General features: G+C 73.0%; 15 protein-coding genes and 1 pseudogene. 12 read left to right on the top strand and 4 right to left on the bottom strand.

Annotated elements, in window-relative coordinates:
- Window positions 1-238: 238 nt before the first annotated feature.
- From ACFYW7_RS15045 to ACFYW7_RS15015, 7 genes are all read left to right on the top strand, one after another.
- Window positions 239-1,744, top strand: a complete 1,506-nt coding sequence (locus ACFYW7_RS15045) for a hypothetical protein (RefSeq protein WP_389502020.1) — start codon at window positions 239-241, stop codon at window positions 1,742-1,744.
- A 383-nt stretch (window positions 1,745-2,127) separates the two neighbouring features.
- On the top strand, window positions 2,128-3,033 hold the full coding sequence (locus ACFYW7_RS15040; RefSeq protein ID WP_389502018.1) for a YbhN family protein: 906 nt from the start codon (window positions 2,128-2,130) through the stop codon (window positions 3,031-3,033).
- Between the two features lie 237 nt (window positions 3,034-3,270).
- Window positions 3,271-3,666, top strand: coding sequence for a BlaI/MecI/CopY family transcriptional regulator (locus ACFYW7_RS15035; protein WP_389502016.1), 396 nt, complete (start codon window positions 3,271-3,273; stop codon window positions 3,664-3,666).
- Window positions 3,663-4,592, top strand: a complete 930-nt coding sequence (locus tag ACFYW7_RS15030; RefSeq protein ID WP_389502014.1) for a M48 family metalloprotease — start codon at window positions 3,663-3,665, stop codon at window positions 4,590-4,592. The genes ACFYW7_RS15035 and ACFYW7_RS15030 overlap by 4 nt, the downstream gene beginning before the upstream one ends.
- 268 nt (window positions 4,593-4,860) lie before the next feature.
- Window positions 4,861-6,474 (top strand): AlkA N-terminal domain-containing protein, encoded by a 1,614-nt coding sequence (locus ACFYW7_RS15025; RefSeq protein WP_389502012.1) that lies wholly within the window; start codon window positions 4,861-4,863, stop codon window positions 6,472-6,474.
- Window positions 6,471-6,953, top strand: a complete 483-nt coding sequence (locus ACFYW7_RS15020; RefSeq protein ID WP_389502010.1) for a methylated-DNA--[protein]-cysteine S-methyltransferase — start codon at window positions 6,471-6,473, stop codon at window positions 6,951-6,953. Before ACFYW7_RS15025 ends, ACFYW7_RS15020 begins: the two co-directional genes overlap by 4 nt.
- 421 nt (window positions 6,954-7,374) lie before the next feature.
- A complete protein-coding gene (locus ACFYW7_RS15015) occupies window positions 7,375-8,013 on the top strand; it encodes a TMEM175 family protein (protein ID WP_389502008.1) in 639 nt (212 codons plus the stop codon).
- A 121-nt stretch (window positions 8,014-8,134) separates the two neighbouring features.
- On the opposite strand, the pseudogene ACFYW7_RS15010 reads toward ACFYW7_RS15015, so the two are convergent.
- A pseudogene (locus ACFYW7_RS15010) lies at window positions 8,135-8,823 on the bottom strand (NAD-dependent deacetylase); the annotation flags it as partial.
- Window positions 8,824-9,001: 178 nt separating this feature from the next.
- Here ACFYW7_RS15010 and ACFYW7_RS15005 point away from each other — a divergent pair.
- The 4 genes from ACFYW7_RS15005 to ACFYW7_RS14990 all read left to right on the top strand — a co-directional run bounded on the left by ACFYW7_RS15005 (window position 9,002) and on the right by ACFYW7_RS14990 (window position 12,639).
- Window positions 9,002-9,637: a hypothetical protein gene (locus tag ACFYW7_RS15005; RefSeq protein ID WP_389502006.1), complete on the top strand. Its 636-nt coding sequence runs from the start codon at window positions 9,002-9,004 to the stop codon at window positions 9,635-9,637.
- Window positions 9,638-9,745: 108 nt separating this feature from the next.
- A complete protein-coding gene (locus ACFYW7_RS15000) occupies window positions 9,746-9,988 on the top strand; it encodes a ferredoxin (protein WP_389502004.1) in 243 nt (80 codons plus the stop codon).
- Entirely contained in the window at window positions 9,978-11,369 is a 1,392-nt protein-coding gene (locus ACFYW7_RS14995) for an NAD(P)/FAD-dependent oxidoreductase (protein ID WP_389502002.1), read from the top strand. Before ACFYW7_RS15000 ends, ACFYW7_RS14995 begins: the two co-directional genes overlap by 11 nt.
- Before the next feature lie 31 nt (window positions 11,370-11,400).
- On the top strand, window positions 11,401-12,639 hold the full coding sequence (locus ACFYW7_RS14990; RefSeq protein WP_389502000.1) for a cytochrome P450: 1,239 nt from the start codon (window positions 11,401-11,403) through the stop codon (window positions 12,637-12,639).
- Between the two features lie 39 nt (window positions 12,640-12,678).
- Here ACFYW7_RS14990 and ACFYW7_RS14985 read toward each other — a convergent pair whose 3' ends face one another.
- Window positions 12,679-13,422 carry an NAD-dependent deacetylase gene (locus tag ACFYW7_RS14985; protein ID WP_389501997.1) on the bottom strand — a complete coding sequence of 248 codons (744 nt, stop codon included), beginning with the start codon at window positions 13,420-13,422 and terminating at the stop codon, window positions 12,679-12,681.
- A gap of 88 nt (window positions 13,423-13,510) precedes the next feature.
- Complete coding sequence (locus tag ACFYW7_RS14980; RefSeq protein WP_389501994.1) at window positions 13,511-14,194, bottom strand: DUF4389 domain-containing protein; 684 nt, start codon at window positions 14,192-14,194, stop codon at window positions 13,511-13,513.
- A gap of 571 nt (window positions 14,195-14,765) precedes the next feature.
- On the opposite strand from ACFYW7_RS14980, the gene ACFYW7_RS14975 reads away from it, so the two are divergent.
- Entirely contained in the window at window positions 14,766-16,070 is a 1,305-nt protein-coding gene (locus ACFYW7_RS14975) for a chloride channel protein (protein ID WP_389501992.1), read from the top strand.
- Here ACFYW7_RS14975 and ACFYW7_RS14970 read toward each other — a convergent pair.
- Window positions 16,021-17,838, bottom strand: coding sequence for a glycoside hydrolase family 15 protein (locus ACFYW7_RS14970; protein ID WP_389501990.1), 1,818 nt, complete (start codon window positions 17,836-17,838; stop codon window positions 16,021-16,023). The genes ACFYW7_RS14975 and ACFYW7_RS14970 overlap by 50 nt on opposite strands.
- Between the last annotated feature and the right edge of the window lie 4 nt (window positions 17,839-17,842).

Below are 17,842 nucleotides of genomic sequence, written 5' to 3'. Positions count from 1 at the left end.
GCCCATCACCTTACAGCGCGTAGGGGAGCCGGGAGTGGGCCGTGAGGGGCAGGCCTCCGGCGAGCGTTCGCACGCCACCCCGGGACATTCCCCCGAATGCCTGCCTGTCCGCGGTGCCACCTTCCAAGACGGGATAATTTGTCACTGTTTCTCCCCTCGTCCATTCCTCGACTCCCGCCGTAACCCTACGTCTTGTAGGGTTAATCGACACTACAGCGTGTAGGGCTGAAGGGTGGAGATGGCCAAGACACTCAATTTCCCGCTCGTCGGCGTCCGGCGCCACGAACCACCGAACCGGTCGGCCCGCCTGTCCGGGCGGGCCCGCGACCCGCGCCTGGCGGCCTTCGTCGCGGTGGCCTTCACCCTCGCTCAACTGGCCCTCGTACCTCCCGCGATGGGCCTCGGCTGGGACGAGACCGTCTACGTCAGCCAGGTCTCCTCCCACGCCCCCGCGGCGTTCTTCAGCGCGCCGCGTGCCCGCGGCGTCTCCCTGCTCGTGGCGCCGGTCGCCTCCTGGTCCTCGTCCACCACCGTGCTGCGGGTCTACCTCGCCCTGTTGTCCGGACTCGGCCTGTTCACCGCTCTGCGCGCGTGGCGCGGACTGTTCCCGGAGCGGGTCCTCGCCCTGGCGGGCGCCCTGTTCGCCACGCTGTGGGTCACCCTCTTCTACGCCCCGCAGGCCATGCCCAACTACTGGGTCGCGATCGGCGCCCTTGTCTGCGTGGGGTGTTTCCTTCGCGCCCGGGCGGACCGCTCCGACCGGACGGCGCTGCTGGGGGTCGGGCTGAGCGCCGCGCTGATGGCGTGGATGCGGCCCACCGACGCGGTCTGGGTGACCCTTCCGCTCCTCGTCCTGGCCGCGGCCGTTCCCGGGTGGCGGCGGGCCCGGATCCTGCTCGCGCTCGTGGCGGGCCTTCTCGCCGGAGCCGTCGAGTGGATCGCCGAGGCGTACGTCGGCTTCGGCGGCCTCGGACAGAGGCTCGCCGACGCTTCGCGCATCCAGGGCGGCCTCGGCTGGAACATCGCCGTCGGCGACCAACTGCGCAGCCTCGGCGGACGCGTGCTGTGCCGGCCGTGCACCGGGGGGATGCCGAGCCCGGCGGTGACGGCGTGGTGGTTCGTCCTGCCGCTGGCCGCCGCCCTCGGCCTGGTGATCGCCGTCAGAAGCCGTCGCCCGGCGGCCACCCTGCTACCCCTGGCCTGCGCCGCGACCGCCGGCGCCCCGTACCTCCTCATGATCGGGTACGCGGCCCCGCGCTTCCTCCTGCCCCTCTACGCCCTCCTCGTGATCCCCGCCGCCGATGCCCTCGTCCACCTGGTCACCGTTCCCGGCCGGCGCTGGAGGCCGGTGATCGTGACACTCGTCGCCGTCGCCCTCACCGCTCATCTGGCCGTGCAGTTCGCGGTCCTCCAGGACACCGTGCGGCGCACCACCGAGGGGCACCGCGGCTGGGCGGCGACGGCGGCGGCACTGCACCGGCTCGGTGTGCGGCCGCCCTGCCGGCTGACCGGCCGTCAGTCCATCCCCGTCGCCTTCTACACCGGATGCTCCGCCCTCGCGGTCAGCGGCCACAACGCGAACACCACCCGGCGGGCCATCACCCGGGCCGCCCGGCGCATGCCGGTCGCCGCCCTCACCCGGCCGGGGGGCGAGCCGCCGGGGTACGCCCGCGACTGGGTGCCCCATCGCGTCGGTGGCCTGTACGCCTACGTCGCCCCGGGGGCGGGGAGCCGCACCCCATGACCGTCCCGCCGGACTCACCCTCGCCCCGGCGCGCGGGCGCGGCGGGGCGAGCCGGCCGTCGTTCGCCCGGGGGTGGGCTGCCACCCGGTGGCGAACCGCCGGGCATCCCGGCGGGAGGGCCGGCCGGGGGCGTGGCGCCGGCCCGGGCGTCGGCGTCCGCCGCGACCGGCCGGCCGGGCTTCGGCCCGCCGACCGCCGGGAGCGGGAGGCCGCCGCCCGGGCTCGTGCCCGGCGGGACCGGACCGCCGTCGCCCGAGCCGTTTCCCGACGCGGGCGGGCCGGTGCCCTCCGATCCGCTCTCCTCCGAGGGAGGGGAGTGCTCCCCCTCGGTGCTCGTTCGCGGGCGGACAGGTTTCGAGGGGCGGTCCCCCAAGGGCGGGCGGGTGCCCTGGCAGGCGGGGGTGTCGCTGCTCGTCCTGGTGTGCGCCGGGCTCCTTGCCCATCGGTACTGGCCGCTGATCGAGGAGGGAGCCGGCCGGCTCGCCGTCGCGGACCGCGGCTGGCTGCTGGTGGCGGCCGCCGCCACCCTCGCCGCGTGGGCCTGCTCGGCGCTCGCCCAGCAGGGCGCGGTGCCGGAACCGCTGCCCCCCGGGCGACTGGTGGCGGTGCAGTTCGCCGCCTCCTCCGCCAACCAGGTACTGCCCGCGGGGCTCGGCGCGAGCGCCGTCAATCTGCGCTTCCTCAACCGGTGCGGACTGTCCGTCGCCCGGTCCGCGACCGCTCTCGCGGTCAAGGCCTGCGCCGGCACCGTGGCGCGCGGCTGCCTGATCGCCGGGCTCGCTCTGGCCTGCCCCGGCGCGCTCCGCCTCCCGCGGATGCCGACGGCCGCCCGGACGGTGGCCGTCTGGACGGTGGCCGTCGTCGTGGTCGCCGTCGGCGGAGCCCTTCTGGCGGGCCGTCTGCGGCGTGCGGTGCGGCACGTCCTCCGGGACGTCCGCGCCGTGCACGAACTCCCCGCTCGGGCCGCCGCGTTGTGGGGCGGCTCACTCGCCTGCGCCGCGCTGCACGCCGCCGTGGTCATCGCCGTCACCCAGGCCATCGGCCTGCCGCTGGCCCCGGCGCGGGTGGCCCTCGCCTATCTCGTCGCGTGCAGCGCGGCCGTCCTGCTGCCCACCCCGGGCGGCCTCGGCTCCATGGAGGCCGCCCTCGCGCTGGCCCTCACCCTCGCCGGCGCACCCGGCGGCGCGGCGGCCTCGACCGTCCTCGGCTACCGGTTGCTCACCGTGTGGCTCCCCCTCGTCCCGGGGCTGCTGACGCTGGGGGTGCTGATCCGCCGCCGGGTGCTGTGAACGAGCGGCGCGCGGCGGAGCGGAGGGTCCCATGGACGCAGGGCGGCGACAGGGGCGTTCGGCGGGATCGCGGGGGAGCGGGGCCACGGGGAGCCGTGAGCCCCGGTGGGCGTGAGCGCGAGCGCGGACGCTCTCGGGACCGGACGGCCGGGCACGGTCGAAGGACACCCCCGGCGGACTACAATTCTGTAGACGGTCTACCGGACTGTAGACGATGACGGGGTGAGGATCGTTCCCATGGGCAGTGGCAAGGACGAGCGTCGACCGGCCGGCGAGCTGGAGGCCGGGGTGATGGCGGCCCTCTGGGCCGCCGGCGTCCCGCTGACGCCGGGGCGCGTGCAGCGGGACCTGGACTCCGGTCTGGCCCGGACCACCGTGACGACGATCCTGTCCCGGCTGCACGAGAAGGGGATCGTCGGCCGCGAGCGGCTGGGCCGGGGTTACGTGTACTTCCCCGTCCAGGATCCGCACGGCCTCACCGCCCGTCGCATGCACACCGAACTCGACCGCGACGACGACCGGGAGACCGCGCTGGCCCGGTTCGTCGCGCAGCTGAGCCCCGACGACGAGCAGGTCCTGCGGGATCTGCTGGAACCGGGCGTCGACACGGCTCCGGAACCGGGTGAGGGATGACCCTTCTGCTGCTGGTTCCGCTGCTGGTGCCCTTCGTGGTGGGGCTGCCCGCGCGCCGCTGCCTCGACCGGCTCGCCCCGGCGACCGCGCTGTGGTCGGTGACCCTCGCGATGGTGGTGCTGGCGGGCTCCTCCGTGGCCTCGCTGGGCGCACTGGTCCTGACGGGGCTGCTCAAGATCCCCTTCCTCGCGGGCCCGGGTGACCTCGTCCACCCCCTGCGCACGGCGTCGGACCTGGTGGTCCTGCCCATGGCCGCCGCCGCCACGGGGGCGCTCACCGTGGGTGCCTGGACGGTCGTCCGCTCGGCCCTGCGCCAGCTGCGCGCGTTCCGTTCCGCACGGGTCCAGGCCGACCGCCGCCCCGCCGCCGGAGACCTCTGCGTCATCGAATCGCCGCACCCCGACGCGTACGCGCTGCCGGGCCGGCCGCACCGCATCGTCGTCACCACCGCGATGCTGCGCAGCCTCGGAGCGGACGAGCGCGAGGCGCTCTTCGCCCACGAGCGGGCCCACAACGCCGGCGGTCACCACCGCTTCCTCGTCGCGGCCGAACTCGCGGCGCACTGCCATCCGGGCCTGCGCGCGGTCCGCGGCACCGTCGCGCTCGCGGCGGAGCGAGTGGCGGACGAAGCCGCCGCCGTCGCCGTGGGGGACCGGAGGCTGACCGCCCGGGCCATCGCCCGTGCCGCCCTGGCCGCCGCCGACGCCCGGTCCGACCGCCCCGGTCTCGCCCCGGCGGCCACCACGGGTCCCGTCCCCCAGCGGGTCGCGGCCCTGCTGGCCGCTCCCCGGCACCGTCCCCGCGCCGCCGCCTGGATCGCCGTCCTCCTCGCGGCCTGCGCCGCCGTCTCGGCCGGTGCCTCGGGGGCGGGCGTCCTCGTCTTCCACCACGAGGTGGAGGTCGCGCAGGGCGAGGAGCCCCGCTGACCGCTTCCGACGCGAGCCGCGAACCGGTACGGGCCGCGAACCGGTACGGGCCGCGAACCGGTACGGGCCGCGAACCGGCCGGCCGACGGCGCGGTCGTCCTGGCGGTACCGGCGGCACCCGCCGGTGACCCGACCCGGCGGAGTCCCGGCGCGGTCCCGGTGGTGCTTGCCGGCGATCAGGACTCCGCGTTCGGGAGCCGCGGGGCAGGGCGAGGTAGATGTCGGATTCTCGCCAGCCCCGTTCCTCGGGGTGCCCGATGCTTGAGCCATGAGGAACGGGATGCACATGGACAGGGAGCGCTGCCTGCGTGCCGTCCGGTCGAAGGACGCGCGCTTCGACGGATGGTTCTTCACCGCCGTGACGACGACGGGGATCTACTGTCGGCCCAGTTGTCCGGTCGTGCCGCCGAAGCCGCGGAACATGACCTTCCACCCGAGCGCCGCCGCCTGTCAGCAGGCGGGATTCCGGGCCTGCAAGCGGTGCCGTCCGGACACCAGCCCCGGCTCGCCCGAATGGAACCACCGCGCCGACCTGGTGGCCCGTGCGATGCGGCTGATCGGCGACGGGCTCGTCGACCGCGAAGGCGTACCCGGCCTGGCCGCCCGGCTCGGCTACAGCACCCGCCAGATCGAGCGCCAGCTCCTGGCCGAGCTGGGCGCGGGACCGCTGGCGCTCGCCCGGGCCCAGCGGTCCCAGACCGCCCGGCTGCTCATCGAGACGACACCGCTCCCGATGGCCGAGATCGCGTTCGCCGCCGGGTTCTCCTCCATCCGCACCTTCAACGACACCGTCCGCGAGGTCTTCGCGCTGTCCCCGAGCGAACTGCGCGCCCGGCTGCCCAGGAACCGGGGCGGAGCCGCGGCAGCCCCCGGTATGCCGGGCGTGCTGAACCTCCGGCTCCCCTTCCGCGCCCCGCTCAACCCGGACAACCTCTTCGGACACCTGGCGGCGACCGCCGTACCCGGCGTGGAGGAGTGGCGCGACGGAGCGTACCGGCGGACCCTCCGGCTGCCGTACGGGCACGGGATCGCCGGCCTGACGCCGATGCCCGACCACATCGCGTGCCGCCTGACCCTCAGCGACCTGCGTGACCTGTCCGTCGCGATCAGCCGCTGCCGCCGCCTGCTGGACCTGGACGCCGACCCGGTGGCCGTCGACGACCGGTTGCGCACCGATCCGCTGCTGGCCCCCCTGGTCGACAAGGCCCCCGGCCGCCGGGTGCCGCGCACGGTCGACGAGGCCGAGTTCGCCGTACGGGCCGTGCTGGGGCAGCAGGTCTCCACGGCCGCCGCGCGTACCCACGCGGCCCGCCTCGTCACCGCGCACGGCGATCCGGTGGACGACCCGCACGGCGGCCTCACCCACCTCTTCCCCTCGCCCCAGGCGCTCGCCGCCCTCGACCCCGAGTCGCTCGCGATGCCCCGCACCCGTCGCAGCACCTTCACCACGCTGGTGGATCAACTGGCCGACGGGACACTGCACCTGGGAATGGAGAGCGACTGGGCGCAGGCCAGGGACCGGCTCCTCGCGCTCCCCGGATTCGGCCCCTGGACCGCCGACGTGATCGCGATGCGTGCCCTCGGGGACCCGGACGCCTTCCTCCCCACCGACCTCGGAATCCGGCGCGCGGCAAAGGAGTTGGGGCTCCCGTCCACCCCCGCCGCCCTGACGGCCCGTGCGGCGGCCTGGCGCCCCTGGCGGGCGTACGCGGTCCAGTACCTGTGGGCGACGGACAGCCACCCGATCAACTTCCTCCCGGCGCCGGCCGCCGACCCGGACGCCGCGCATGCCACGAAGCCCTCACCCCGTACGTCTCGCACCTCGCGTACTCCCCGAACCTCTCGTACTCCTCGCACCCCCCGCGTCAAGGATGTTCAGTGAAACAGCACACGGTCATCGACAGCCCCTACGGCCCCCTCACCCTCGTCGCCGACGACGGTGTCCTGTGCGGCCTCTACATGGTCGGGCAGCGTCACCGCCCGCCGGAGGAGAGCTTCGGCGGGCGCGACGACACGCACTTCGACGAGGTGACGGAGCAGCTGCACGCCTATTTCGAGGGCGAGTTGAAAGAGTTCACCCTCGAACTGCGGCTGGCGGGAACACCGTTCCAGCGCAGCGTGTGGGACCAGCTGCGGCGGATTCCCTACGGTGAGACCCGCTCGTACGGCGAACTCGCCGAAGCCCTCGGGAACATGGGCGCCTCCCGCGCGGTCGGTCTGGCCAACGGCAAGAACCCGGTCGGCATCATCGTGCCCTGCCACCGCGTGGTCGGCGCGAGCGGCGGCCTCACCGGATACGGCGGGGGCCTGGACCGCAAGAAGCGCCTCCTGGACTTCGAGAGCGGCTCGGCGCTCTTCTGACCGGCCCGGGGAGGACCGCTACGGGCGGTCGCCCCGGCCCAGGGCGTCCTCCAGCCGGTCGAGGACGACCTCGCAGTGCTGTTGCGGCGCCATCGGCGAGCAGTGCGACCGGGCGCCGGTGGCCGCCCGCATCAGCCGGTACTCCTTGCGGGTGCGCAGCGGCTGGTGAGGATGACGGTCGGCCGGGGCCTGCCCGAGTCGTCGGGGCGGAAGAACCGGACGGGAGTCGAGGCCCCGCCCCGGTAGGGGACCTGGTCGGTGACCGCCGCCGGTGCGCACAGCCGGGCGAAGGTGTCCCACGACCGGCGCCCCGCCAGATAGACCTTCTTCTCGCCACCCGGCGTGTCCGAGCCGAGGCGGCGCAGCGGATCGACGGGCCAATCTGGGGGTTTCGTGGCGTTTGCTCCTAGGGTGAGGGGTTGTGAACGGTGAACAGCGGAAGCGGGACGACGAGGGGAGCGCGACACGGCTCCTCGCGCTGTCGGACGGTGTGTTCGCCATCGCGATGACGCTGCTGGCGCTGGACCTCACGCTGCCCGCCGGGCTGGACCCCGCCGGTTTCGAGCGGGCGCTGGGGGATGCGGTGCCCAACCTGTGGGCGTACGCCATCAGCTTCCTGGCCATCGCGGCGTTCTGGCGGGGCCACCACCAGATGTTCCGGTACACCCGGGAGGTCGACGGGACGGTGATCCGCCTCGGGCTGCTGGGCCTGGGACTGATCGCCCTGATGCCGTTCCCCACCACGCTGCTGGCCGAGTACGGGGACCGGCCGCAGTCGGTGGCCGTCTACTCGGCCGCCGTCGCGGCCATGGGGGCCACACAGCTCGCGCTGGCGATCGTGTTGTGGAGGCGCTCGTGGCTCAGCACCCAGGCACTGCCCGATTCCGTCGTGCGCAACGACGTGGTCGACCTGGCCGCGACGGTGCTGGTCTTCGCCGTCGCCGTGCCGTTCGCCTTCGTGTCCCCGGTGGGCGCGAAGTGGTGGTGGGCGGTGCTGATCCCTTTGAAGATCGTGGCCGGCAGGCGAGGCAAGCGCCTGCGGGCGGCCGATCCGCGATGAACTTCGAATCGGGTCACGGTCTCTGAACTCACCCCGCCCGAGGGGGAGACGGGGAATGCCCGACGACCTTACGGCCTACGGAGACCGCTGCACTCCGGGCGACACCGGCGCCGTTCTGGGAACCGGTCCGGCGCAGCCTGCTCAGCAGTTCGGGCAGGGCGGTGCCGAGGGGTTCGCGGATGACCTCGTCGGCGATCTCGTCGTAGGGGGTGGGTTCGGCGTTGACGACGACGAGCCGGGCCCCGTGGTCGGCGGCGACGCCCGCGAGTCCGGCGGCGGGCTGGACCTGGAGGCTGCTGCCGACGGCGATGAACACCTGGCACGCCTTGGTGATGGCGGCGGCCTCGCGAGGACGACGGGGTCGAGGCGTTCGCCGAACATCACCGTGGCCGGCTTGAGGATCCCGCCGCACTTCCGGCACGGCGGGTCGTCCTCGCCGGCCTCGACGCGGGTGAGGGCGTCCTCCATGGGCGTCCTGGCGTGGCACTCGACGCACACCACGGCCCGCGCGGTGCCGTGCAGTTCGAGGACCTTGCGGGCGGGCATGCCGGCGAGCTGGTGCAGCCCGTCCACGTTCTGGGTGAGCACCCGCACCGGGACCCCGGACCGCTCCAGCTCGGCCACGGCCAGGTGCGCGGCGTTCGGCTCGGCCCCGAGCTCCTGCGTGTCCCGCCGCATCAGCCACGCCCTGCGCCTGATCTCGGGATCACCCATGTAGTACTCGTACGTCACGAGCTTCTCGGTCTCGGGATCCCTGCGCCACAGACCGTTGGGGCCGCGGTGGTCGGGGATCCCGGAGTCGCAAGGCATCGGCGGATGTGACAGCGGCCAGGTGCGGGCAGCTCTTCGTCCGGAGCGGCCCGGATTCGACCGGCGGCCGATGACCTGTATGGCCCACCGCGGTCTTCCTCCCGGGTGACCCCGGTGGCGTGAGCCCCGCGATCACTGGTGTCTGGACGAAGGGAGAGCCGGCAGAAAGCGGGAGAGCATGGAGCGGAAGCACAAGCGCCTCGCGACACCCCGGGCCGCCGGGGCGGCCGGAGTGGTGTTCGCGGTCCTGATGGCCGCGGCGATCGTGCTGGTGCGCATCGCTCTGCCCGGCGGCGAGGACGGCGCGAACCTCGACGCCGGACAGCGCAGCGGAATCCGGACGGCCCTGGAGCTGGTGCCGTTCGCCGGGATCGCGTTCCTGTGGTTCATGGGCGCCCTCCGCGAGCAGGCCGGCCGCGCCGAGGACCGGTTCGTCGCCACCGTGTTCCTGGGCAGCGGCGTGGTCTTCGTCGCCACGCTGTTCGGCGCCGCCGCGGCGGCCGGGACCGTGCTCGGCGAAGGCCGGCAGCAGGGACCCTCCTTCGGCAGCCACTTCGCCTACGCCCTGCTGACCACGTACGCCATGCGGATGGCGGCGGTGTTCATCATCACGACGTCGACCATCGGCCGCCGGCTCGGCGTGTTCCCGCGCCCGCTCGTCGTCGTCGGCTATCTCGCGGGCCTGACGCTGCTCGTGGCGGGAACGGGCGTGCCCTGGTCCGAGCTGGTCTTCCCGGCCTGGGCGCTGCTCCTCAGCCTGAACATCCTGTGGGGCCGTCGCCCTTCCACGGCAGCGCCCGCCCCTCCGGCCTGATACGGCCGCACCGCTCACTCGAACGGTCCGCTCCTTGTCGCCGCATCCCGCCCGGCCGCCGAGAGTGGTCGCAGGAGGCTTGACCGCGCCTTGGAGAGGACCGATCCCGTGGTAAGGATTGCCGTCGATCTGAACCGCTGTCAGGGGTACGCACAGTGTGCGTTCCTCGCTCCCGAGATCTTCACCATGCACGGCGACGAGGCGCTGCTGTACGAACCGGAGCCCGACGGGGCGCTGCGCGAGAAACTGGACCGGGCCGCCACGGCCTGCCCGGTCCAGGCCGTCCTCGTCGACGCGGTGGAACCCGACGCGGTGGACGTACCGGACGAGGGTGTGTCCCATGCTCGGTGACGGATCCCTGGAACGGCTCAAACGCGATGGCCGCATCGTCGTCGTCGGCGCCTCGCTGGCCGGCCTGCGGGCCGCCGAGACCTTGCGGGAAAAGGGCTTCGCGGGTTCGCTGACCATGATCGGCGACGAGCCCTGCGCACCGTACGACCGGCCCCCGCTGTCCAAGCAGGTGCTGCTGGGCCGGGCGAGCGCCGACCGCACCGCACTGCCCAGGCTCCGGTCCGTCGACGCGACCTGGCGGCTCGGCTCCGCGGCCACCGGCCTGGACATGGCCGCCCGACGGGTGCGGCTGGCCGACGGCGACGAGGTGCCGTACGACCGGCTGCTCATCGCCACCGGCGTACGGGCGCGACCGTGGCCGAACGAGGCCGAGGCGGACCTCGACGGCGTCTTCGTGCTGCGCACCCGGGACGACAGCGCCGCGCTGGCGCGCCGACTCGACGCCGGCCCCCGGCGGGTCCTGGTCATCGGGGGCGGATTCACCGGCTCGGAGATCGCCTCCGCCTGCCGCGAACGCGACATCCCCGTCACCCTCACCGAACGCGGCGCGGCGCCCCTGGTCGGCGCGCTCGGCGGGGTGGTCGGAGCGGTCGCGGCCGAGATGCAGCGCGAGCACGGTGTGGACCTGCGGACCGGGGTCACGGTGACCGCCCTGGAGGGCGACGCCTCGGGAAGGGTGCGCGCCGCGCAGCTTTCCGACGGCTCCAGCGTGGAGGCCGACGTGGTGGTCGCCTCGCTCGGCGCCCAGCGCAACACCGAGTGGCTCGCCGGGTCCGGACTCGGCGCGGGCCCCCGGGGCATCGCCTGCGACGCCGGCTGCCGTGCCTTCGACATCCGCGGGATCGTCACCGACGACGTCTACGCGGCCGGTGACGTCGCCCGCTGCCCGCACCCCCTGTTCGGCTACCAGTTCCTGTCTCTGGAGCACTGGGGCAACGCCGTCTCCCAGGCCAGGATCGCGGCGCACAACATGCTCAGCGAGAGCACCGACCGGCTGCCCCACATGGAGGTTCCGGCGTTCTGGTCCTCGCAGTTCGGGGTCAACATCAAGTCCGTCGGGATCCCGTCGATGGGGACGGAGATCCTCATCTCCCAGGGCTCACTGGCGGATCACCGGTTCCTCGGCGTGTACGGGTACCAGGGGCGTGTCATCGGCGCCGTCGCCTTCGACCAGGGCCGGTGGCTGCCGTTCTACCAGGAGCTGATCGAGACCACCGCGCCGTTCCCGCCGCCGTTCGCCACGGTCGACCGGCGCCCGGACGGACAGCGGCCGCTCGACGCGGACTTCCCCGACCCCTCGGTCCCCACCCACGGCCCCACCGTGACCCTCAGCGGATACTCGCCGGCCGACCGCCGGATGACGTTCACCCCGGCGCACTGACCGCACGGCCCCGAGGACCCTAGGACTCGCCATGACGCAATCCCTGCTGCACCAGATCCTGGACTACGCCAACCGGTCCGACCCGTACCCGATCTACAAGGAGCTGCGGAAGACCCCGGTCCACCACGAGGCCGACGGACCGTACGTGGTCAGCACGTACTACGAGATCCGCAGCCTTCTGCACGATCCCCGGATCAGCTCCGACGCCCGCAACCTGGCCTCGAACGCGACCGACCCGCTGGCCTCCGAGGCACCCCCGGAGGAGAACACCCTCCCGCCGGGCTTCCTGAAGCTCGACCCGCCGGAGCACGACCGGCTGCGGCGCATGACGAACCGGCCCTTCGGCCCGCCGCACTCCCCCCACCGGGTCGACGGGATGCGCGGAGAGCTCCGCGACATCGTCACCGGCCTCATCGACGGCATCGGCGACCCGGACCGGATCGACCTGGTGGAGCAGTTCTCGTACCCCTTCCCGGTGACGGTGATCTGCAGGCTGCTCGGCGTGCCGCGCGAGGACGAGGCGCGCTTCCACGTCTGGGCGGACACCCTCGCCGCGAGCCTGGATCCCGACCCGGACGCCGATCCCGCCGAGCGGGGCGGGGGCGCGCAGGACGCCCGCATGCAACTGGGCATGTACCTGGCGGGTCTGATCGAGGAGCGCCGCAAGAACCCCGGGGACGACATGCTCTCCCAGCTGGCGACGGCCAAGGGCGACGACGGCCCGATGACCACGATGGAACTGCTCAGCACCGCGGCGCTGCTGCTCATCGCGGGACACGAGACCACGGTCAACCTGATCACCAACGGCATGCTGACCCTGCTGCGCAATCCCGGCGTCCTCCAGCGGCTGCGCGCCGATCCGCGGCTGGCCGTGCCCATCGTCGAGGAGCTGCTGCGGTTCGAGCCGCCGGTGCAACTGGTGCCGCAGCGCACCACCCTCGCCGACATCGAGGTCCGCGGGGTCACCATCCCCAAGGGCGCCACCCTGTGGCTGGTCCTGGCGTCGGGCAACCGCGACCCCCAGCGCTTCGACGACCCGGACCGCTTCGACCCGGACCGCCCGGACATCCAGCACCTCGGCCTGGGCAGCGGCATCCACAGCTGCTTCGGCGCACCGCTCGCCCGTCTGGAGACCCAGTTCGCCCTGTCGGAGCTGGCCCGGAGGCTGGAGAACCCGCGTCTGCTGGAGGACCCGCCCCCGTACCGGAAGAACGCGGTGCTGCGCGGGCCTCGGCAGTTGCACCTCGCCTGCGACGGGATCCGTGCCTAGCGCGCCGCCGGCGAGCAGTCCCGCGAACAATGCTTCAGGTCACTGCACTTGACCGCTGTCCTCACACAGCCGGCCCAGCAGTTCCGGCAGGGCCGTGCCGATCGGTTCGCGGACGACTTCGTCGGCGAGTTCGTCGTACGGGGTCGGCTCGGCGTTGACGACGATCAGCCGGCCTCCGTGGTCGGCGGCCACACCCGCGAGGCCCGCCGCCGGCTGGACCTGCAGACTGCTGCCGACCGCGATGAACACCTGGCAGGCCTTGGCGATCGCGGCGGCCTGGCCGAGGACGACCGGGTCGAGCCGTTCACCGAACATGACGGTCGCCGGCTTGAGGATCCCGCCGCACGTGAGACAGGCCGGGTCGTCCTCACCGGCGTCGACCCGGGCGAGGGCGTCCTCCATGGGCCCGCGTGCGTGGCATCCGGTGCACACGAAACTCCGTGCGGTGCCGTGCAGTTCGAGGACCTTGCGGGCGGGCATGCCGGCGAGCTGGTGCAGCCCGTCGACGTTCTGGGTGAGCACCCGCACGGGGACCCCGCCCCGCTCCAGCTCGGCGACGGCCCGGTGTGCGGCGTTCGGCTCCGGCCGGAGAGCGTGGGTCTCCCGCCGCATCTGCCAGGACCGCCGCCTGATGTCCGGGTCACCCATGTAGTACTCGTAGGTGACAAGCTTCTCGGCCTCGGGGTCGCGCCGCCACAGGCCGTTGGGGCCGCGGTAGTCGGGGATCCCGGAGTCGGTGGAGACGCCCGCTCCACTGAGGATGGCGACGAGTGGCCTGTTCATGGACATGAAGGTACGGCGCTCGCCTGCCCGGAGCGACCGGATATCCGGGGGCGGGACAGGACGACACGCAGCCCCGTCCCCGCTTGTCCTACCGAGGGGGACCGTTCGCCGGGAACTTCGTGAGAGGGGACTCCTGGCCGCCCAGGTCGAGGCGGAAGGGAGGGTACTCGTCGGTCATCAACGCGACATAGACGGCGACCCGTGCGACCCAGCGGGCCAGGCCGAGCAGCAGGTCGAAGAGGTGAGCCGGGTATCGGGCCGTGAACGTCAAGATGATCACGGCGACCAGGGAGAGGAAGGGGATCAGGCCGATGCCGCGCCAGCTGTCCGCTTCGCCCCAGTCCCAGCCGCCGACGAAGATCCCGACGACGATGAACTGCGGGATGGCCAGAAGCCACCACTTCACCAGGACCAGGCCGCGGGAGAGACGCTCGGGATAGGCGACATCGAAGCGCGCCGGATAGTCGGGCGCGTCCGCGAGGGTGAAGGGCGGGTACTGGTCGGTGCCGAGCGCGGTGTGGGCGTAATAGCCGACCCGCCAGTTCCAACGCAGCACGCCGACGCTGAAGTCGAAGAGGGATCGGGGGTAGCGGCCGGTGAACAGGATGGCGAAGAACGCGACGAGGGTCACGAAGGCGAACGCGATCCACAGGAAGAACAGCACGATGTAGTGCGGGATGGCGAGGAACCACTTCACCAGCCACATCCATCTGGACAGCCGAGGATCGACGAACGCCTCGATACGCACAGGTGACGCGGTGACAGGGTTCATGGGGCCAGACTCCTTTCGAGCGTCCCCGCCCGGCGGCCATCCGTAGCTGTCCGCCCTCACTCCAACGGATGGACAGGCGAACGCCCGATCATGATTCAGGCTCGCACGCGAGGTGGCGGGCCGCGACTCGGTGGGTCCGCGTACCCGGGAGGCGGGAGCTCGGCACAACAGGGAGGTAGGCAGGGCGGCGGAGGACGCGGAACCGGGCTGCCGGCGACGTGGTGGGTGACGGGCCGAGGACGGGGCCAGGGCCGGGGCAGAGGGTCGGGCAGGGATCGGCACAGGGGCCGGGGCTTCACCGGGGGGCGGACGCGTCCACCCGGAGGGTTTTCGGGCGGCGGGGCCCCTGGGGGCGGGGGCCGGGCGGATCTCGTGGGTACGCTCGCGCTCCGACGGCAGTGCCCATCCGAGGCGACGTAGGAGCAGACCCATCGACGAGCCGAGGTCCGAGGACGCCGAGCCCGAGCCGGACGAACCGTCGCAGGGGACCGGGGCCGGTCCGGAGAAGCGGTCCGCGGGGGCCGGGGACGATCCAGGTGGCCAGCCCCGCGAGGCCGAGCAACTGAGGATCATGCTGAGCCGCCCCGCCTACCGGCGCGCGCTGGTGTTCTGCGCCGCGATCGGTGTTCCGGTCTCGCTCGCCGCCTTCTGGTTCCTGGTACTCCTGCACGAGCTGGAACATCTGATGTGGGAGCAGTGGCCGCACGATCTCGGGTGGTCCGACCCGCCGTGGTGGTGGCCGCTTCCCCCGATGCTCCTGGCGGGGGTGCTGGTGGGCCTGATCGTGCTGTGGCTGCCGGGCCGGGGCGGACACATCCCGGCCTCGGGGCTGCACGCCGGCGGGGTGGCGAAATCCGCGCTGCCCGGTGTCGCCCTCGCCGCTCTGGCCAGCCTTCCGCTCGGAGCCGTGCTCGGACCCGAGTCGCCGCTGATCGCGCTCGGCGGAGGCCTGGCCCTGCTCTTCAGGGATCTCGTACGGGTTCCCGCGACCCCCCAGAGCACGGCGCTCCTCGGTGCCGCGGGTGCCGCCGCGGCCATCTCGGCGATCTTCGGCAGCCCCCTGATCGCCGCCGTGCTGCTGATGGAGGTCGCCGGCGTGGGCGGGCCGCAGCTGTTCGCGGTGATGCTGCCCGCGCTGCTCGCCAGCGGGGTCGGCGCCATCGTGTTCACCGGATTCGGCGACTGGACCGGATTGCAGACGGGCAGCCTCAGGATCGGACTGCCGGCGCCCTCGACCCTCGACATCGGGGACGTGGTCTGGTCGGTGCTCATGGCACTCGTGATCGGGGTCGGCATCCACTGGGTGATCGTGGGCGGCCGGTACGCGGCCCGCTCCGTGTCCGCGCACCCCCTGCGGACCACGGCGCTGTGCGGGCTCGGCGCGGGTGGCTGCGCGGCGCTCTACGCGGCCATCACCGGGCGCTCGCCGTCCGATGTGGCCCTGTCCGGCCAGAACACCCTCGCTCAGCTCGCCGCCCACCCGCACGCCTGGTCGGTGGGCAGCCTGGTGGCCGTGCTGGTGCTCAAGTCCATCGCGTACGCGCTGTGCCTGGGAAGCCTGCGGGGCGGCCCGGTGTTCCCCTCGCTGTTCCTCGGCGGCGCGGTGGGTGCCCTGCTGGCGCCGCTCCCCGGGTTCGGTGTCGTACCGGCCATGGCGGCGGGCATGGCCGCCGCGTCCGCCGCCGCGCTCCGGCTGCCGGTCAGCTGTGTCGTGCTCGTCGTGCTCCTGGTGGGCAACTCGGGAACCGTTCCGGTGATCGTCCTCGCCGCCGTGGTGTCCTTCGTGACCGTGGAGCTGCTGCCCCAGGGACCGGACATCCCGCCGTTCAGCGCGGCAGCCGGTCGAGCGCCTCGTCGAGTGTCGTCGCGGCCATGATGAGGGAGAGATGGGTGAAGGCCTGCGGGAAGTTGCCCAGTTGCTCCCCGCTGGGACCGATCTCCTCGCCGAAGAGGCCGACATGGTTGGCGTACGTCTGCATCTTCTCGAAGGTGTAGCGGGCCTGCGGGAGCCGATCCGCCCGGGCGAGCGCGTCGACGTACAGGAACGTGCAGAGGCTGAACGTCCCCTCGGAGCCCCGCAGCCCGTCCGGCGAGGCCAACGGGTCGTAGCGGTAGACGAGGCTGTCGGAGACGAGGACGCGTTCCATGGCGTCCAGGGTGCTCAGCCAGCCGGGGCTCCGCGGGGAGACGAAGCCGACACGGGGGGCCAACAGCAGGGAGGCGTCCAGGACATCGCCCTCGTAGTGCTGGACCAGCGCCTGCTGCTTGTCGTTCCAGCCGCGCTCCATGACCTGTTCCAGGATCGCGTCCCGGGCCTTGGTCCAGCGGACGGTGTCGGCCGGTCTGCTGAACTCGGCGGCCAGTTTCAGACCCCGGTCGAAGGCGGCCCAGCACATCACCCGGCTGTAGGTGAAGTCCTTGCGCCCGCCGCGGGTCTCCCAGATCCCCTCGTCCGGCCGGTCCCAGTTGTCCGCGAGCCAGTCGAGGATCCCGGACAGGCCCTTCCAGCCGTGGTAGCCGGCCTGTTCGCCCACCGCCCGGCCCTCGGCCAGCGCGTACAGGGCCTCGCCGTAGATGTCGAGCTGCAACTGACCGGAGGCGGCGTTGCCCGCGCGGACCGGGGACGAGCCCCGGTAGCCCTCGAAGTGCTCCAGGATCTCCTCCGTCAGCAGCGGGTCGCCGTCCACGCGGTACATGATCTGGAGCGGTTCGTCGTCCGGTCCTTCGCGCGCCGCGAGCCGGTCGCCGAGCCAGCGGGTGAAGTGGGTCGCCTCCTCCGCGAAGCCGAGGTCGAGCAGCGCCCGCACCGACAGGGAGCCGTCCCGCACCCACGTGTACCGGTAGTCCCAGTTGCGCTCACCGCCGACCTGCTCGGGCAGCCCCATGGTGGCGGCGGCGACCGGCGCGCCGGTCGGGGCGTAGGTGAGGAGCTTGAGGGTGATCGCGGAGCGGTGCACCATCTCCGTCCACCGTCCCCGGTAGTTCGAGGTGCGCACCCACTTCTGCCAGAAGTCGACGTTGCTCCACAGTCCCTCGGTGACGCCTTCGAGCGTCGGCGGCGGCGGAGCCTCGCCGTCCGGCCCGCACACCGTGAACACCACGGCCGCCGACTCGCCGTTCTTCAGGGTGATGCCGCCCCGGACGTCGTGCCCGTCCCGCTCGAACGGGACGTTGCCCTGGAGGTACGCGGTCGCCCCCGGGGACCGGAACACCGCTGTCCCGGGCGCCAGTTCGAGCTGGTGGGCGGCTCGCGCGTAGTCGAACCGCGGACGGCACTCCAGGGCGAAGCGCACGGTGCCGCGCACCGTGCGCACGATGCGCACCAGACTGTGCCGGTCGGTGGGTGTCGGGCCGGTGAGGACCGGCATGTGGTCGATGACCTCGCCCACGCCGTCCGGCGACATGAAGCGCGTCACCACGACTGCCGTGTCCGGATAGTAGAGCTGCCGCCACGATCCCTCGGGGTGCTCGGGCGCGAGCCGGAAGTATCCGCCGCCGTCGTGGTCCAGCAGCGAGGCGAAGACGCTGGGGGAGTCGAAACGCGGTGCCGGGAACCAGTTGACGACCCCCTGGGAGGACACCAGGGCCGCGGTCTGCAGGTCCCCGACCAGGCCGTGGTCGGCGATGGGCGGATAGCGATCCATGCTG

Source organism: Streptomyces sp. NPDC002580 (assembly GCF_042889485.1).
Classification (GTDB): domain Bacteria; phylum Actinomycetota; class Actinomycetes; order Streptomycetales; family Streptomycetaceae; genus Streptomyces.
Note: the sequence above shows the minus strand (reverse complement) of the source record. Positions and strands in the feature narration are given on the sequence as shown.

Bases quoted from the DNA above. Each gene is read 5' to 3' on its own strand.
- ACFYW7_RS15045 (WP_389502020.1), top strand. From the start codon at position 239: ATGGCCAAGACACTCAATTTCCCGCTCGTCGGCGTCCGGCGCCACGAA.
- ACFYW7_RS15035 (WP_389502016.1), top strand. From the start codon at position 3,271: ATGGGCAGTGGCAAGGACGAGCGTCGACCGGCCGGCGAGCTGGAGGCC.
- ACFYW7_RS15030 (WP_389502014.1), top strand. From the start codon at position 3,663: ATGACCCTTCTGCTGCTGGTTCCGCTGCTGGTGCCCTTCGTGGTGGGG.
- ACFYW7_RS15025 (WP_389502012.1), top strand. From the start codon at position 4,861: ATGAGGAACGGGATGCACATGGACAGGGAGCGCTGCCTGCGTGCCGTC.
- ACFYW7_RS15005 (WP_389502006.1), top strand. From the start codon at position 9,002: ATGGAGCGGAAGCACAAGCGCCTCGCGACACCCCGGGCCGCCGGGGCG.
- ACFYW7_RS14995 (WP_389502002.1), top strand. From the start codon at position 9,978: ATGCTCGGTGACGGATCCCTGGAACGGCTCAAACGCGATGGCCGCATC.
- ACFYW7_RS14990 (WP_389502000.1), top strand. From the start codon at position 11,401: ATGACGCAATCCCTGCTGCACCAGATCCTGGACTACGCCAACCGGTCC.
- ACFYW7_RS14985 (WP_389501997.1), bottom strand. From the start codon at position 13,422: ATGAACAGGCCACTCGTCGCCATCCTCAGTGGAGCGGGCGTCTCCACC.
- ACFYW7_RS14980 (WP_389501994.1), bottom strand. From the start codon at position 14,194: ATGAACCCTGTCACCGCGTCACCTGTGCGTATCGAGGCGTTCGTCGAT.
- ACFYW7_RS14975 (WP_389501992.1), top strand. From the start codon at position 14,766: ATGCTGAGCCGCCCCGCCTACCGGCGCGCGCTGGTGTTCTGCGCCGCG.
- ACFYW7_RS14970 (WP_389501990.1), bottom strand. From the start codon at position 17,838: ATGGATCGCTATCCGCCCATCGCCGACCACGGCCTGGTCGGGGACCTG.